The organism is Frateuria sp. GZRR33, from assembly GCF_051900425.1.
Taxonomy (GTDB): domain Bacteria; phylum Pseudomonadota; class Gammaproteobacteria; order Xanthomonadales; family Rhodanobacteraceae; genus Frateuria_A.
Genome location: NZ_JBHZGK010000007.1, coordinates 101,089 through 117,197, shown reverse-complemented (window position 1 = coordinate 117,197; position 16,109 = coordinate 101,089). Strand labels below are relative to the sequence as shown.

The 16,109-nt window shown below is 71.4% G+C and carries 9 protein-coding genes; 5 read left to right on the top strand and 4 right to left on the bottom strand.

The window, feature by feature from the left end:
* Positions 1 to 14: 14 nt before the first annotated feature.
* Entirely contained in the window at positions 15 to 962 is a 948-nt protein-coding gene (locus tag ACFWZU_RS10880) for a pilin (RefSeq protein ID WP_439701532.1), read from the bottom strand.
* Between the two features lie 75 nt (positions 963 to 1,037).
* Between ACFWZU_RS10880 and trpE the strand changes: the two genes are divergently transcribed.
* From trpE to recD, 5 genes are read left to right on the top strand one after another with little or no spacing between them, the layout of a single operon-like run.
* Positions 1,038 to 2,558: an anthranilate synthase component I gene (trpE, locus tag ACFWZU_RS10875; RefSeq protein ID WP_439701531.1), complete on the top strand. Its 1,521-nt coding sequence runs from the start codon at positions 1,038 to 1,040 to the stop codon at positions 2,556 to 2,558.
* Positions 2,555 to 3,214 carry a hypothetical protein gene (locus tag ACFWZU_RS10870; RefSeq protein WP_439701530.1) on the top strand — a complete coding sequence of 220 codons (660 nt, stop codon included), beginning with the start codon at positions 2,555 to 2,557 and terminating at the stop codon, positions 3,212 to 3,214. Before trpE ends, ACFWZU_RS10870 begins: the two co-directional genes overlap by 4 nt.
* A 49-nt stretch (positions 3,215 to 3,263) precedes the next feature.
* Positions 3,264 to 6,725 (top strand): exodeoxyribonuclease V subunit gamma, encoded by a 3,462-nt coding sequence (gene recC / locus ACFWZU_RS10865; RefSeq protein ID WP_439701529.1) that lies wholly within the window; start codon positions 3,264 to 3,266, stop codon positions 6,723 to 6,725.
* A complete protein-coding gene (locus tag ACFWZU_RS10860; protein WP_439701528.1) occupies positions 6,722 to 10,276 on the top strand; it encodes a UvrD-helicase domain-containing protein in 3,555 nt (1,184 codons plus the stop codon). The genes recC and ACFWZU_RS10860 overlap by 4 nt, the downstream gene beginning before the upstream one ends.
* Positions 10,273 to 12,105: an exodeoxyribonuclease V subunit alpha gene (recD, locus tag ACFWZU_RS10855; RefSeq protein WP_439701527.1), complete on the top strand. Its 1,833-nt coding sequence runs from the start codon at positions 10,273 to 10,275 to the stop codon at positions 12,103 to 12,105. The genes ACFWZU_RS10860 and recD overlap by 4 nt, the downstream gene beginning before the upstream one ends.
* Positions 12,106 to 12,545: 440 nt before the next feature.
* Here the strand turns inward: recD and ACFWZU_RS10850 are convergent, their stop codons facing one another.
* From ACFWZU_RS10850 to ACFWZU_RS10840, 3 genes are all read right to left on the bottom strand, one after another.
* Positions 12,546 to 13,607 carry a serine hydrolase domain-containing protein gene (locus tag ACFWZU_RS10850; protein ID WP_439701526.1) on the bottom strand — a complete coding sequence of 354 codons (1,062 nt, stop codon included), beginning with the start codon at positions 13,605 to 13,607 and terminating at the stop codon, positions 12,546 to 12,548.
* Between the two features lie 157 nt (positions 13,608 to 13,764).
* Complete coding sequence (locus ACFWZU_RS10845) at positions 13,765 to 14,481, bottom strand: M15 family metallopeptidase (protein WP_439701525.1); 717 nt, start codon at positions 14,479 to 14,481, stop codon at positions 13,765 to 13,767.
* Complete coding sequence (locus ACFWZU_RS10840) at positions 14,478 to 16,016, bottom strand: serine hydrolase (protein ID WP_439701524.1); 1,539 nt, start codon at positions 16,014 to 16,016, stop codon at positions 14,478 to 14,480. The genes ACFWZU_RS10845 and ACFWZU_RS10840 overlap by 4 nt, the downstream gene beginning before the upstream one ends.
* Positions 16,017 to 16,109: the final 93 nt, after the last annotated feature.

The window sequence follows — 16,109 nt, the reverse complement described above, 5'->3', positions numbered from 1 at the left end:
GGACAAGCGTGTGGTCAGTGGCACTCGGCCGGCAGGTAACGCGGGTCGATGTCCGGACTCTCGCAGCTCCAGCTGATCACCCCGTCGCGGCCCTCGGCAATGAAGGCCAGCTGCCTGCCGCGCAGGGCCGCCGGGGCGTTGCCGCCGAAGGTGGCCACCAGTGCCGTGCCTTCCTCCATGGCCTGGACTTCGAAGCCGGCCAGGTTGGCGCTGGCATAGGCGCCGGCTTCCCTGAGCCCGGCCTCGGCGTTGTCCTGCGGCCAGGCGCGGTTGCGGCCGATCGCATCGAGCACCTGCTGCTTGATTGGCTCGGCCTGGGCCAGCGCGCTCGCAACCTGCGCGCGCATCACGTAGGCCTGGTAGCTGGGCAGCGCCACGGCGGCCACGATGAAGGCGAAAGGTACGGCCATCACGCCCCAGAAGATGGCCTTGGGCGGCTTGGACCGAGTCTGGCCGGTCTGTTGCCAGCGGGCCAGCCAGGTCAGTTGTCCCTGCAGGTACAGCGTGTTGAAGAACAGCAGGGTGATGCCGCCGATCCGCATCGGCACCCGATAGCCTGCCATCACCCGGCGGATCGTTCCGGCCATCGCGAAGTAGGCGCCCAGGACGAGCAGCACATAGACCAGTTCCAGCAGCCAGCCGAGGCGCTCCATGGTGGTCGCGGGCGCGGCGTCGTCGAGCGGCGCGCCGTTGGCGGCGAGGAAGTAGCCGACGAAATAGCAGCTCAGTGCCGTGCCCAGCATGGCCGTGGCTCGGCTGTCCGGGTCGATCCTGCGCACCCAGTTGGCCTGGATGAAGGACCAGACGATGGCGAAGATACCTAGGGTGACCACGCTGAGCAGGAACACCCAGCCCCAGTGCATCGAAGGCGGCGTCGGCAGGGAGGCACGATCGGCCATCTCCCTGTGCCACTGTCCGGCGTCCCGGTCCGTCAGGCCGGGCATCGTATCGGTGCGTTCCATCGTGTTTCCCCTTGTCCCGGCGCGCAGATTAGGCGTGCGCCCCGCGCCGCCGCAAGCGACGGTGCCCGGGAGCGTATGGACTGCTATCGTGGTGGGCCGCCATCACCGATTCCCAGAGCCGTGATCTCCCGAGACCAATTCGACGCGCTGGCCGCCCAGGGCCACACGCGCATTCCGCTGGTGCGCGAGGTGTTCTCCGACCTCGACACGCCGCTGTCGGTGTACCTGAAGCTCGCCGACGGGCCGTACACCTTCCTGTTCGAATCGGTCGAGGGCGGCGCCACCTGGGGCCGCTATTCGATCATCGGCCTGCCGGCGCGGCGCGTGTACCGGCTGCGCGGGCACGAGCTGGAGGTGGAGGAGGCCGGCGAAGTGATCGAGCGCCGCCATCTCGACGATCCGCTGGGCGAGATCGAGACGCTGCGCGCGCAGTACTCGGTGCCGCGCCTGCCGGAGCTGCCGGCCTTTACCGGCGGCCTGGTCGGCTATTTCGGCTTCGAGACCATCGGCTACATCGAGCCACGCCTGGCGCAGTGGGAACGGCCCGACGAACTGGGCACGCCCGACGTGCTGCTGATGCTGGCCGAGGAAGTGGCCGTCTTCGACAACCTCAAGGGTCGCCTGTACCTGATCGTGCACGCCGACCCGGCGCAGCCACAGGCCTACGCGCAGGCGCAGCGACGGCTGGATGCCCTGGTCTACCGCCTGCGCCAGGGCGGCGCGGCCTACCCGCAGCTGACCCAGTCCACCGCACTGGACGAGAGCGACTTCAAGTCCTCCTTCACCAAGGCCGAGTTCGAGGCGATGGTGGAGAGGGCCAAGGCATACATCCGCGCCGGTGACATCTTCCAGGTGGTGCCCTCGCAGCGCCTGAGCGTCGGCTTCAACGCGCGGCCCGTGGACGTGTACCGCGCGTTGCGTGCGCTCAATCCCTCGCCGTACATGTATTTCGTCGACCTGGGCAACACGCAGATCGTCGGCTCCTCGCCGGAGATCCTGGCGCGCCTGAAGGACGGCAAGGTCGTCGTGCGGCCGCTGGCCGGCACGCGCAAGCGCGGCGCCACGGAGGAAGAGGACGCCGCGCTGGAGGCCGAGCTGCTGGCCGATCCGAAGGAGCGCGCCGAACACGTGATGCTGATCGACCTGGGCCGCAACGACATCGGCCGCATCAGCCAGACCGGCACGGTCGAGGTAAGCGAGTCGTTCGTGATCGAGCGCTACTCGCACGTCATGCACATCGTCTCGCAGGTGCAGGGCAACGCACGGCCGGGGCTGTCCTACATGGACGTGCTCAAGGCGACCTTCCCGGCCGGCACGCTGTCGGGCGCGCCGAAGATCCGCGCGCTGGAGATCATCCAGGAACTCGAGCCCTACAAGCGCAACATCTACGCCGGCGCGATCGGCTGGATCGGCTGGTGGGGTGACGCCGATACCGCGATCGCCATCCGCACCGCGGTGATCCAGGACGGCCGCCTCCACGTGCAGGCGGGCGCCGGCATCGTCTACGACTCCGACCCCGCCGCGGAATGGGAAGAGACGATGAACAAGGGCCGCGCGCTGTTCCGCGCGGTGGCGCAGGCGGCCAAGGGCTTGTGAAGCCCCTGGCGCTGGCGCTGGTCGCGCTGGCCGGCACGGCCACGGCTGCCACGCCGGCCTGGCCGGACACCCCGCTTGCCCGCGTCGAGGCACTAGCGCTGCTGCAGACGCTGAACGCCGACCTGCTCAGCCACCCGAGCGCCACGCTCACGCTGGAGCGCTGGTGCCAGGCCCATGGGTTGGCCGATCCGCCGACGGTGCACGCGCGTCGCGTTCGCGGCGCGGCCAAGGCGCTGCCCGACGACCTGCGCCGCGCGCTCGGCATCGCGCCAGACGCGCCGGTGCGCTACCGCCGCGTGCAACTGGCCTGCGGCAACCACGTCGTCTCCGAAGCCGACAACTGGTACGTCGGCGAACGCCTCACCGACGAGATGAACCGCCAGCTCGATACCAGCGGCATGCCGTTCGGCAAGGTGGTGGCGCCGCTGCGCTTCAGCCGCCACACGCTGTCCGCCCGGCTGCTCTGGCCACCGCTGCCGGCCGGTTGGGAGACGCGCGGACTGCCGCCGGCCGTGCCGCACCCGCTCGCCGTCCCGCACCAGGTGCTGCAACATCGTGCGCTGCTGGTCGATGCGCAGGGCCGGCCCTTCAGCGCGCTGGTGGAGACCTACACCGAGCAGGTGCTCGCCTTCCCGCCACCCGCCAGTGGCCCCTAGGCGCCGCGCGTCGCGGGATCTGCGACCGCCCGCCGTTATCATGTCAGGCATGGCTGCCCTCTCCCCCGACGACCTGACCCGCGGCATCTCGGTGATCCGCGCCAGCCGGCTGGAGGCACTGCTGGAACCGCTGGTGGCGCTGCTCGACGCGGCGCCGCCGGCCAGCGTGCTGGCGCCGCAGACGGTGATCGCCGCGCATCCGGGCATGCGGCACTGGCTGTCCGGCGCGCTGGCGCGCAAGCGCGGGGCGGGCGGGATCGTGGCCAACCTGCGCATCACCCTGCCGAGCAGTTGGCTCGACGAGCTGGCGCTCAGCGTGCTGGGCAGTGGCGCGGTGGCGCTGGCGCCTTACCGTCGCGATCGCTTGCGCTGGCGCATCCATGAGCTGCTGCCCGGGATCGACGACGCGCACGTGCGCGCCTACCTCGCCGGCGGCGAGGCCGCCCGGCGCCGCTACCAGCTGGCCGACCGGCTGGCACGCCTGTACACCCAGTACCTGACCTACCGGCCCGACTGGCTGCAGGCGTGGGAGCGCGGGCGCGACGACCTGCCCGAGCCGACCTTCATGGCGCCGCTGTGGCGCGAGCTGCATGCCGCCATCGGCACGCCGCATCGCGGCGAGCGGGTCGAGGCGCTGGTGCGCGAGCTGGCGCGCCACCCGGAAAAGCAGGCCACCGTAGAACCCCTGCACATCTTCGGCGTGAGCCACCTGGCCCCGGCCGAACTCGCTCTGCTGCGCGCCGTGGCGCGCGTGCGCCCGGTCGTGCTCTACGTACCCGATCCATGCCGCGAATACTGGTCGGGGCTACGCGGCGAGCGCGCGCAACTGCGCGAGCTGGCCCGGCGGACCGATTTCACCGAGGCCTCCGAGCAATTCTTCCAGCAGCTCGGCCACCCGTTGCTGGCCGGTTGGGGGCGCATGGGTCAGCACTTCATGCTGAACCTGCAGGGGGTCGAGGACACCATCCGCATGGACGTGCGCCACTGGCAGGACGAGCAGCCCGGTGCCTCCGGCAGCCTGCTGCAGCGGCTGCAGGAAAGCCTGCGGCAGCTCGATCCCGCGCGTGTCGCGCCGCTGGCCCGCGGCAACGATGCGGCGATGGCCGACCGCTCGCTGCGCGTGCACCTGTGCCACACGCGCCTGCGCGAACTGGAGGTGCTGCGCGACGTGTTGCTGCACGAGCTCGCGGAACGCCCGGACCTCAAGCCCTCCGATATCGTCGTCATGGCCCCGGATATCCAGGCCTACGTGCCGCTGCTGCCGGTGGTGTTCGGCGAGAGCGGCCGCGCGCACGGCCCGCTGCCCTATCACCTGGCCGATGTGGCGGTGGCGCGCACGCATCCGCTGCTGGAGGCGTTCAGTCGGTTGCTCGACACCCCCCACGCGCGCCTCGGCGCCCCCGAACTGCTCGACCTGCTGGAGGTCCCCGAGATCGCCCGCGCGCTGGCGCTCTCCGAGGACGACCGCGAAACGCTCACCCGCTGGCTGCGCCAGAGCCGCGTGGCGTGGGCGCTGGATGGCGAGCACCGCGCGCGCTTCGGCGTGCCGGCGATCGAGGAAACCACGCTCGCCTGGGGCATGGACCGGCTGCTCGCCGGCTACGCGATGGGCGACGACGCGGCGGAGCAGGGCGAGGCCTGGCAGCTGCCCGACGGCGAGTTGTGGCCGGTCGAAGGCGTGCACGGCCCGCAGGCGCAGGTGCTCGGCGCGCTCGACCGCCTGCTGCTGGAACTGGCCGCGCTGCAGCGCGATGCGGGCGAGCCGCGCACCGCCTCGGCCTGGTCCGCGCGGCTGGAGCAACTGCTCGACACGCTGTTCCGCATCGACCCGCGCGATGGCCAGGCGGTCGAAGCCCTGTCGCTGCTGCGCCGCTTCATCCAGGCCACTGCCGCCGAAACCGCTGACTGCGGGCTTGATCCGCTGCTCGACTTCGCGGTGGTGCGCGACGTGCTGCGCGAGCGCCTGGCCGCCGCGCCGGAGCGCCAGCGCTTCCTGCTCGGCGGCGTCACCTTCTGCGGCATGGTCCCGCAGCGCGCGATCCCGTTCCAGGTGGTCGCCGTGCTGGGCTTGAACGACGGCGAGTTCCCACGCAACGCCAGCGACGCCGGGCTCGACCTGATGGCGCGCCACCGTCGCCTGGGCGACCGCGACGTGCGCAGCGACGACCGCTACCTGTTTCTGGAAACGGTGATGGCCGCGCGCGAGGTATTGCACCTGTCCTACCTCGCCGAGGGCGTGCGCGACGGCAAGCCGCGCAACCCGGCCGCGCCGCTGGCCGAGCTGATGCAGTTCCTCGACGAACAGGCGCAGCTGCGCACGGTCGAGCCGGACATCGACGAGCAGCCGCTCGCGCCGGGCGCGACGCGCACGTTCCGCCGGCCGTGGCGGGTGCGCCATCCGCTGCAGCCGTTCGACGCGCGCTACTTCGACGGCAGCGATCCGCGGCTGTGCTGCTACGACGCGGGCTTCGCCGCGATGCGCGCAGGCGGCGAGGCGCCGCGGCCGTTCCTCGACGGGGCGCCCGCGCAGATTGCCGCGACCGAGGCCGCGCCGGTCCCGTTGCATGAAGTGAAGGCCTGGTTCCGCGACCCCGCGCGCCAGGTCCTGGCCGGCCAGCTGCACGTGCGGCTGGATGCGCTCGAGGACGATCGCCTGCAGGCCCGCGAGGCGCTGAGTGACAACGTTCCTGCCTTGGAGCGGGTGTCGCAGCAGCTTTTCTTCGAAGCGGTAGGCAACGACTTCGAGCTGCCGGAGCAAGCGCCCGCATGGTTGCGACTGAGTGGTCTGCTACCGCCGGGGCGCTTGGGCATCGACGCATGGGCGAAGGAACGCGCCAGGGTGCAGACCCTGCTCGCGTGCGCCGCCGACCATCCCCTGTTCGCCGGCGCGCTGCCGACGCGCACGCCGGTGGCGTTGCAGGAGCCTGTGGAGGGGGTGTCGCTTGAAGGGACGCTCGATCGCGTGTGGAGCACCGGCGATGCGCGCTGGCAGTTCGAGGTCTATCCGGGCAAGGCCGAGGACAAGCTCGGCTTCCGCGAGCGGGTGCCGTTCTTCATCGAGTGGGCGCTGCTGCGCCTGGCCACCGAGCCGTCCGTGCCGGTGCGTGCCTGCCTGCTCACCGACGGCGCCGAGCATGCCTGGGAAGCGATGTTCAATGGCTGGGACGAGGCCTGTCGCGCCGCCGACGCGGGTACCGCACAGGCAATGCGCGTCGACCTGGCCGCCCGCGTCGGCGCCCTGCTCGAACTGTGGCGGCAGGCGCAACGCTACCCGGTGCCTTACTTCCCCAGGACGAGCTGGGCCGCGCTGGACGAGCGGCTCGACATGGCCCAGCAGGCCTGGGCCGGCAGCCACGGCCACCCCGGTGAGCGCGACTACGCACCGGGCTATGCCTGGCTGCTCGCCGGTGACGCGGATTTCTCGCCGGACCAGCCCGCGTTCGCCGAGCTGCGGGCCTTCGCCCAGCGGCTGCTGCGCCTGATCAACCTCAACGTCGCGGTGGCCGCATGAACGCCACCGTCATCGAAACCTGGACCGCGCTGGACCTGGCCAGCCCGGGCCGCACGCTGATCGAGGCCAGCGCCGGCACCGGCAAGACCTGGACGATCTCGGTGCTGTACCTGCGACTGCTGCTGGAGCAGGGGCTTTCGCCCGCGCAGATCGTGGTCACCACCTTTACCGACGCCGCCGCGCAGGAACTGCGCGAGCGCCTGCGCGGCCGGCTGGCCTGGGCCGAAGACCAGGCGCTGGCGTGGCCGGTCGAAACACCCGCCGACGCGCCAGCCGACCTCGCCTGGCTGCACGCGCGCTGGCATGCCGATCCGGCACAGGCCGGTCGTGACCGCCTGCGCCTGCGGCTGGCCCTGGCCGATCTGGATCGCGCGCCGGTCACCACGCTGCATGGCCTGTGCAAGCGCATCCTGGACGACTACCCATTCGAAAGCGGCGCCAGCCTGCAGGCCGGCGAACTGGTCTCGGCCGAGGCCTTGCTCGACGAATGGGCCGAGGACCTGTGGCGCCAGCTGCAGCAGGGCGCTGCGCCGCCGCCACCGACGGCGCCCGCCTCGCTGGGCGAGCTGCGTCGGTTGCTCCGGGCCTACCTGCAACCGGGCGTGGCGCTGTGGACGCCGAATGCGGAGGAGCTGGCGCGGCTGCTGCCGGCCGAACGCGCGGACGCGCTCGAGGCGCTGGCCGATCGCACCGACGTGTTCCAGCCGCGCAAGTCGGCACTGCGCAACGCGCTGCGCGCCTTCGCCGGCTGGCTGCGCGAGCGTGGCCAGGAGCTCAAGGACTCCACCCTCAAGAACCTGGCCGCCACGCCGTGGGAAGACCAGCTACAACCGCAGGTATGGGACAACCCCGACCATGCGGGACTGCTTCGCTTCGTCGGCGGCGCCTGCCGCGCGCTCGGCTACGCCCTGCACGCCGACCACGTGCGCGCGTGGCAGGGCTGGTTGGCCCAGGTCGACGCCTGGCGCGCCGAACGCCTGGCCGCACGCGGTCAGCTCACCTTCGATGAACTCATCGCGCGCGTCGGCGATGCGCTGGCGCGCCCGGATGGCGCGCTCGCCGCACGCCTGTTCGCCGAATGGCCGGTCGCGCTGGTGGACGAATTCCAGGACACCGACGCGCAGCAGTACGCCATCCTCGATGCCATCTACCGCGAGCGCGACGGTGCCGCGCGCGGCCGGCTGGTGATGATCGGTGATCCCAAGCAGGCGATCTACCGCTTCCGGGGCGGCGACATCCGCGCCTACCTGGCCGCCGCCGAGACGGCTGACGAAGTGCTGCGGCTGGACGTGAACCAACGTTCCGCCAGCGGGCTGGTCGAGGCGACCAACCAGTTCTACGCGCTGGTCGGCCAGGCACTGGGCCGTGCGGCCGATACGCCGATCCGCTACGAGCCGGTCCACGCCGCCGGTCGCCGCGACCGTGCGCCGCTGACGGTCGATGGCGCGCCCCTTGCGCAGCCGCTGCAACTGCACTTCAACACCGAGCTGCCCGACAGCGCGCCGGCCCGCCGCCGCGCCGCGCTGGAAGCCTGCGCCGCGCAGATCGCCGCGATGCTTGGCGAGGGCCGCCACCGCATCGGCGAGGCGCCGCTGGCACCCGGCGACATCGCCGTGCTGCTGCCTGGCAACGCCGATATCGCCACGCTGCGCACGCTGCTGCAGCGCTACCGCGTGCCTTGCGTCGGCGCCGGCCGCAGCAGCGTGTTCGAGCTGCCGGTGGCGCGCGAGCTGCACCTGCTGCTGCATGCCGTCGAACACGCCAGCGACGAGGGCGCGGTACGCGCGGCGCTGGCGACGCGGCTGTACGGCCTGGATTACACCACGCTCAAGGCGCTGCGCGACGAGCCCGATGCGTGGCTGGTCTACGAGCAGCAGTTCGCCGCCTGGCGCACTCGCTGGCAGCGCGAGGGCGTGCTCGCCGTGGTGCGTGCGCTGATCGAGCGCGCCGCGCCGCGGCTGCTGGCCGGGGACGATGGCGAGCGCGCGCTCACCGACCTGCGTCACCTGGGTGAACTCCTGCAGGCGCAGGCCGAGGCCATGCCCGGTCCGGCACAGTTGCTGGATTGGCTGGCGCGCCAGCGCGACGGCGAGGAGGCCGGCGGTGACGCGGCCGAGGAGCGCCAGCTGCGCATCGAATCCGATGCGCGCCGGGTGCGCCTGATGACCCTGCACGCGAGCAAAGGACTGGAGTTCCCGGTGGTGTTCCTGCCGCTGATGTGGAACCACTGCCGTAACGACAAGGACACCGACGTGGTCATCCATGAGCCGCTTTGCGACCGGCGCGTGGTCGGCTTCGGCAAGGCGGCCAAGGCGCAGTACGACGCCGAGGGCCAGGACGAGCGCTTCCGCGTGCTGTACGTGGCACTGACCCGCGCGATCCACGCCTGCCACGTCTACGCCCTGCCGCCGGACCGCCCCGCCGACGGCAAGCGGCACAAGGACGGCACGGCCAGCGCAGCGCGCAAGGACCCCGAGCGCGCGCCGCTGGACGCGGCGATCGAGCGCCTGCTGCAACGGCAGCAGGCGGGCGAGGACCTCGCCGCACTCGCACCACGACTGGCCTGGTCGACCACCGGCTGGCCGTGGCAGGCCGCGCCGCTGCCGCAGGCACAGGACGACGCGCCCGCGCGCCGCGCCCGCCCGCTGCCGCCGGCCCGGCCGATGGCGCAGGTCTACAGCTTCTCCAACCTCACCCGCGGCGCGCACGCCGGCACGCTGGAAGACCAGGCCGCCAGCGACGAGGCGGCCCTGCCGTCCTCGGACGACGCACTGGCGGACGACGCGCCGCGCGCGGCAGCGCATCCGGAGCTGCTCGCGCTGGCCGGCGTGCGCGGCGCGGACATCGGCAATGCCCTGCACGCGATGTTCGAGCTGCGCACGATCGGCCAGCCGATGGAAACGCAGCATCCGCTGATCGACCGCTGCCTGCGCGAGTTCGGCGTGCGGCTGGACGAGGGCGGGCGCGAGGCCTTCATCGCACGCCTCGCGCGCCGGCTGCAGGCCAACCTCGACACGCCGCTGCTGCCGGGCCTGCGCCTGGGCGCGCTGCCGGCCCACCGGCAACTGGCCGAGATGGAATTCCACTACGCGCTGGACGATGCCTCGATGGCCGCCCTGCGCGAGGCCTGCGCGGCGCTGGGCGAGCCGACGCTGGTGCCCATCGCCGGCAGCGGCCACCTGCGCGGGCGCATGACCGGCAAGATCGACCTGATCCTCGAACACGACGGCCGCTACCTGGTGCTCGACTACAAGAGCAACTACCTGGGCGAGCACGTCGAGGACTACCTGCCCGGTGCGCTGGCTGCGGCGATGGATGCGCATCACTACCGCTTCCAGGCACTGCTCTACACCGTGGCGCTCGACCGCATGCTGCGCCAGCGCCTGCCCGGCTATACGCGCGAGCGGCACCTGGGCGAGGCAATCTACCTGTTCGTGCGCGCGGTGGGCCTGGCGCCTGACGCAGGCGTGTGGCGCCACCGCTTCGACGATGCGCTGATCGAAGCGGTCGACAATGCGCTGGCCGGGCGCGAGCTGGAGGTCGTGGCATGAGCGCCTACCGTTTCCAGCGCGCGCCCGCGGAAATGGCCGATACGCCCTGGCGACCGCTCGATCGTGCGCTGCTGCGCTGGACGCTGGCGCACGGCGGCTCGCCTCAGGTGGCGAGGCTGGCGGCCTGGACCAGCTTCGCCGACGGCGAGGGGGACACCGCGCTGCCACTGGCCGGCGAACAGGCCGGGCGCCACGGCGCGCCGATGCTTTCGCCCGAGGAACGGGCTGCCGTGCGCAGCGACCCGCTGGTGAGCGACGGCGACGCACCCGCGCCGTTCGTGCTCGACGCGCACGACCGCTTCTACCTGTGGCGCAACCACGCCGACGAAGTCGCGGTGGCCCGGCAATTGCGCACGCGCCGCGACGCGGGCAGCCGGGTCGCCGTGGATGAGGCCACGGTGGACGAGCTGTTCGGCGGCGTGCGCAGCGAAGCGGTCGGGCGCCAGCGCGCGGCGGTGGCGCAGGTCGGCGGGCGCAAGCTGTTCGTGCTCACTGGCGGCCCGGGCACCGGCAAGACCACCACGGTGCTGCGCATGCTGCTGATGCTGCAGCATCTCGAGCACGGCAAGGCGCCGACCATCCAGGTCGGGGCGCCCACCGGCAAGGCGGCGCAACGGCTGGTGCAATCGCTGCGGCAGGGCAAGCAGGCGCTGCAGGTCTCGCTGTCCGAAGCGTGGAGGCCACGGCTGGAACGCATCCCGGACAGCGAGGCGCTCACCCTGCACCGCATGCTCGCCTACGATCCGCGCCGCAACCGGTTCGGGCGCGACGCCGCGCGCCCGCTGGCAGCGGACATCGTGGTGGTCGACGAAGCCTCGATGATCGACCTGGCGCTGCTGCGCGCGCTGCTGGAAGCGGTGCGCCCGGATGCGACGCTGGTGCTGGTGGGCGATGCCGACCAGCTCACCTCGGTCGCGGCCGGCTCGGTACTGATGGACGTGGTGGCGGTCATGGAGGCCGAAGGCGCGCCCGATATCGTTCGACTCGAACACAGCTTCCGCGCCGGGCAGCAGCTGGTGCCGGTCAACCGCGCCGTGCGCGCCGGCGATCCGGCTGCGCTACGGGGGACCGTGACGCAGGCTGGCGAGCATGCGCAGTGGGCCCGGGTCGATGACACGACGCAGCTGCGGCGCGAACTGCTCCGCTGGACCGGGGAGCTGGGGCGCCTGCCGATCCGTCCCGTCCTTCCTCCTCACCACGCCGGGCGGGAGGAAGCCGGCGCCGAGCGCAGCACCCTCGCGCTGCAGGCGCTGCACGCCCTGGCGCGGCGCCAGTTGCTGTGCGCGCTGCGCGAGGACGGCTTCGGCGCACTGGCACTCAACGGCTGGATCGAACAGCAGCTCAAGCAGGCCTGGGGTGTGCCGGAGGATCGTGTGTGGTACCCGGGCCGCGCCGTGCTGGTGACGCGCAACGACTACGCCACGCGGCTGTACAACGGCGACGTGGGCCTGTGCCTGGCCGACGCCGACGGCGCGCTGCGGGTGTGGTTCGAAACCACCACGGCCGACGGGCAGCCGGGCGCACGCAGCTTCGCGCCCGGCATGCTGCCGGCGCACGAAGGCGCCTTCGCGATCACCATCCACAAGAGCCAAGGCTCGGAGTACGACCAGGTCGCCGTGCTGCTGCCGCCGGACCCCGAGAGCCGCATCCTTTCGCGGCAGTTGCTCTACACCGGGTTATCCCGGGCGAAGAAGACGGCCTTGCTGTGGTCGTCCGAGGCCGCGCTGGACGCGGCGCTGGCGCGCCCGGTGCGGCGCGCCGGCGGACTGGCCGATCGGCTGGCGGGCGCGGCTCCCGTCGAGGCGCCGCAGCAACTCGCGCTGCTGTAGGAGCGCCCTCGGGCGCGAGCGCCATTCTTGTCGCGCCCAAGGGCGCTCTACTGGGCGGGCTGACGCGCGTGACGAACCCTGTAGGAGCGCACCTGTGCGCGACCGCGGACATCACGGTCGCGCACAGGTGCCTACAGGAGGCCTGCATGGGTCATTCCCGCAGGAACGGCTGCGCGATCTCGCCACCGTCCAGCGCGCTCGCGCTCGTTGCTGTGCTTGGCAGGCACGATCAGGTTCGGTTTCGGCCAGCGCACGATAAACCGCAGCAGCTCGCGCTGCTGTAGGAGCGCCCTCGGGCGCGACCGCCATTCTTGTCGCGCCCAAGGGCGCTCCTACTGGGCGGGCTGACGCACGTGACGAACCCTGTAGGAGCGCACCTGTGCGCGACCGCGGACATCACGGTCGCGCACAGGTGCGCTCCTACAGGAGGCCTGCATGGGTCATTCCTGCAGGAACGTCTGCGCGATCTTGAGCACGGTCTGGTACGGCTCCGGCTCGTTGCGGTTGCTGAGCAGGATCACGGTCAGGTGCTGCTTCGGCCAGCGCACGATCACGTTGCGGAAGCCGATGCTTTCGCCGGAGTGCCACAGCGTGTCGCCGGTGATGCGCCAGCCGTAGCCGTAGTCCGCTTCGTAGGGCTCGCCGGTGACCTTGGCGTACGGGCTGAAGGCGGCCTTGCGCGAGGCGTCGCCGAGCAGGCGGTCGTCGTAGAGCGCGGCGTCCCACCTGGCGAGGTCGTCGATGCTGGAGTAGATCCCGCCATCGCCGCGCGTGGCCGAGGTGACGCTCTGGTCGGTGCGCTGCCAGTGGCCGTCGATCTGGCTGTAGCCATAGGCGCGGTTGGGCACCCTGCTCTTGTCGGGTGTGGGGTCGTCGTGCACGTAGAGCAGGGTGTGATCCATGTGCAGCGGGGTGAAGATGCGCTGCTTCAGGAAGTCCTGCAGCGTCCTGCCTGAGGCTTTCTCCACTACCAGTCCCAGCAGCACATAACCGGAATTGCTGTAGCGGTAGGCGCTGCCCGGCGCGAAGTAACCGCGCGGCGTCGCCGAGAGCAGGCGCAGCACGTCCTGGTCGCTCACCTGGCTGGTCTGCGCCGGCGGGATCAGGTCCTCGTAGTCGATCAGGCCGCCGGTGTGGTCGAGCAGCTGGCGCAGGGTCACCTTGTCGGTCGTGGCCGGCAGCGAGGGCAGCCAGTGGCGGATGGAATCGTCGAGCTTGAGCTTGCCGTCCTCGGCCAGCAGCAGGATGGCCGCCGCGGTGAATTGCTTGGTGACCGAGGCGAGGCGGAAGTTGGTGTCCGGCGTGACTTGCGCGTGCTGCTCGAGGTTGGCCAGGCCGTACCCCTTGCGCACTAGCGGCTTGCCGTCCTTGAGCACGAGCAGGGCGGCGCCGGGGACGTCCCCCTGGTACTTCTGCATCAGGCGGTCGGCGTTCTGCACGGCGTCGGCGGCATGCACCGGGCCGGCGAGGAAGATCGAGGCGAAAAGCAGGGCAAGGCGCATGGTCTTACTCCGTCGTGGAACTCAAGCCCCCTCCTGCGGGAGAGGGGCCGGGCAGGGGGTTCGGCCAGCGAGTGCTCGCTGCGCCTGAACGCTCAGCCGCCCATCGGCACCCTCTTCCGACGGGAGAGGGGTTCGGTCGTATGCCGTGCGGCAGGCATCACTTCACCGGCACGTCGTAGATCGTGTGCGGCGTGGGCTCGTCGGCCCAGGTGTAGTGCCACCACTCCAGCGGATAGTTCTTGAATCCTTCGCGCTCCATCGCCGCGCGCAGGCGCAGCCGGTTGGCGTGTTCCTGTGGCGTGACGTCCGGGGCGTCGGTATGTGCCCGCACGTCGAAGAAGTCGAAGTGCGTGCCCATGTCCAGTTCCTTGCAGCGGTCGCCGCGGGTATCGCACTGCTCCATCGTGAGGTCGGCCGTGCCGCCGCGACTGTGCCCGGAGACCGGCGCGATGTAGTCGCCCAGCAGCACGCGCTTGTCCAGCCGCGGGTAGTGCACGGCCTTGGTGCGCTGGTCGGACAGGTCGTGCGCCCAGCGCACGAAGTGCGCCACGGCGCGCGCCGGGCGGTAGCAATCCCACAGTTTCAGGCGCTGGTGCGTCGCGCGCAGGTCGTGCTCGACCCGGGCCAGCGCTTCGGCGACCGGGCGCTTGAGCAGGCACTTGGGTGCGAGGTAGCCGTCCACCGGCGCGCCGACGAAGTTGTCGTGGCCGGCGTACCTGATGTCCTCGGCGATATCGGGGACGAGTGTGCGGATGTCGACCAGGTCGGCTGCGGCGGCGGTTTGGGCAGGGGAGAGCGTGACGGCGTCCTTGGCGAGCGCGGGTATCGCCAGCGCCAGTGCGCACGCCATGGCGAGCGGGGTTTTCCGGCTCATGGGCAGTCTCCGGTGCGCTGGAAGTGCAGGTCTTCGTAGTCCGAGCTGAAGTCGCCCAGCGGGTCGAGTTTGGCCATGGTGAGGGTGGGCGGCGAGCCGGCGTGCGGGTCGAGCCAGGCGTCGAGGTCCACCGCCGGGTCGTCCCAGTGCACCAGGTAGCGCTGGCCCAGTTGCTTGACGGTGCCGTGCATGTTCGGCGACTTGCGCGAGACCCATTCCACGCGGTCCCCGCGCGGGCACAGCGTGATCTCGCCGAACCATGGATCGCGGTAGCGGCCACGCCAGACGAAGGCGCCCGGCGCCACCGTGGTGGCCGCGGCGGTATCCGGTGGGCGCGCTGCGGCCGGGCGTTCCGCCGCCTCGTGATCGAGCGCGTCGGCGTACCAGTCCACGCCATGGCCGTCATCCGGCGCGGTGAAGTGCTTGGTCAGCACCTCGCCCAGCACGGTGCGTGCGTCCTCGGCCTCGCCATTGATCATGAAGACGAAGCCGCTCCGGCGATCCGGCAATAGCGCCAGCATCGAGTACATGCCGCCGAGCGTGCCGGTGTGCCAGACCACCCACTCCCCGTCGACGTCGGCCATGCGCCAGCCGTAGCCGTAGGCCATCACGTGGGTGTGGTCCCAGGCGCGGCGCTGGTTGGATACGGGGATCAGCATGTGCGGCGACTGCAGCTCCTGGCGCTGGGTGGAGGAGAGCCACTTCAGTTGCGCCGGCGTGGGCACGAGCCAGTTCTTCGCCCAGCTCAGCATGTCGGTGAGGTCGCAGCGGATGCCGCCGGCCGGATCGGAGGTGATCGCCGGGATGGTCGGCCCGTCCTGGCGCATCGGCAGGTTGTGGCCGTCCTTCGGGTAGTGCGGCTGGGCGACGTTGCCTACGGCGTCGCGGCTCCAGCGGCCGACCTGGCAGCGCGACAGGCCCAGCGGCGCGAACACCTCGCGATGCATCAGCGTTTCGTAGGGTGCGCCGCCGGCGGCCGCGGCGACTTCGCCGGCGACCACATAGAGCAGGTTGTCGTACTGGTACTGCGAGCGGAAGCTGTAGCCCGGCTCGATGTAGCGTAGGCCGTGGATGATGTCCGCCCGCGTGAAGGCATTGGGCTCGGGCCACAGCATCAGGTCGCCGCCGCCTTCGGGCAGGCCGCTGGAGTGGGTGAGCAGGTCGGCCACGCGCATGTGTTTGGTGACCCACGGGTCGGCCATGCGGAAGTCGGGCAGGTATTTCGTGACCGGGTCGTCCCAGGCGAGCTTGCCCTGGTCGACCAGGCGGCCGAGCAGCGCGGTGGTCATCGCCTTGCTGTTGGAGGCGATCTTGAACAGCGTTTGCGGGGTGATCGGCTGGCCGGAGCCCGCCACCGTCTCGCCGCGGGTGGCGGTGTAGACGATCCGGCCGTTCTCGATCACGCCCACGGCGATGCCAGGCAGGTGGTAGCGGGCGACGACGGCATCGACGATGGGGTCGTAGGCAGGGTTGGCCGGCCGGGCGGTCGCATGGGCAGCGACGAGCCAGAGCGCGAGGCAGAAGCCGAGGCGCATCCGGCTCCTGCCGCTGCTCGCAGGGAGAGATCGGGAGGGGGTCGCTTGCCCGGAGCGAAAAGCACCCCTCCCCAGCCTTCCCCCGGGTTGCAG

Excerpts from the sequence above, each read along its gene's own strand:
- ACFWZU_RS10880 (WP_439701532.1), bottom strand. The coding sequence starts at position 962 with ATGGAACGCACCGATACGATGCCCGGCCTGACGGACCGGGACGCCGGA.
- trpE (WP_439701531.1), top strand. The coding sequence starts at position 1,038 with ATGGACTGCTATCGTGGTGGGCCGCCATCACCGATTCCCAGAGCCGTG.
- recC (WP_439701529.1), top strand. The coding sequence starts at position 3,264 with ATGGCTGCCCTCTCCCCCGACGACCTGACCCGCGGCATCTCGGTGATC.
- ACFWZU_RS10860 (WP_439701528.1), top strand. The coding sequence starts at position 6,722 with ATGAACGCCACCGTCATCGAAACCTGGACCGCGCTGGACCTGGCCAGC.
- recD (WP_439701527.1), top strand. The coding sequence starts at position 10,273 with ATGAGCGCCTACCGTTTCCAGCGCGCGCCCGCGGAAATGGCCGATACG.
- ACFWZU_RS10850 (WP_439701526.1), bottom strand. The coding sequence starts at position 13,607 with ATGCGCCTTGCCCTGCTTTTCGCCTCGATCTTCCTCGCCGGCCCGGTG.
- ACFWZU_RS10845 (WP_439701525.1), bottom strand. The coding sequence starts at position 14,481 with ATGAGCCGGAAAACCCCGCTCGCCATGGCGTGCGCACTGGCGCTGGCG.
- ACFWZU_RS10840 (WP_439701524.1), bottom strand. The coding sequence starts at position 16,016 with ATGCGCCTCGGCTTCTGCCTCGCGCTCTGGCTCGTCGCTGCCCATGCG.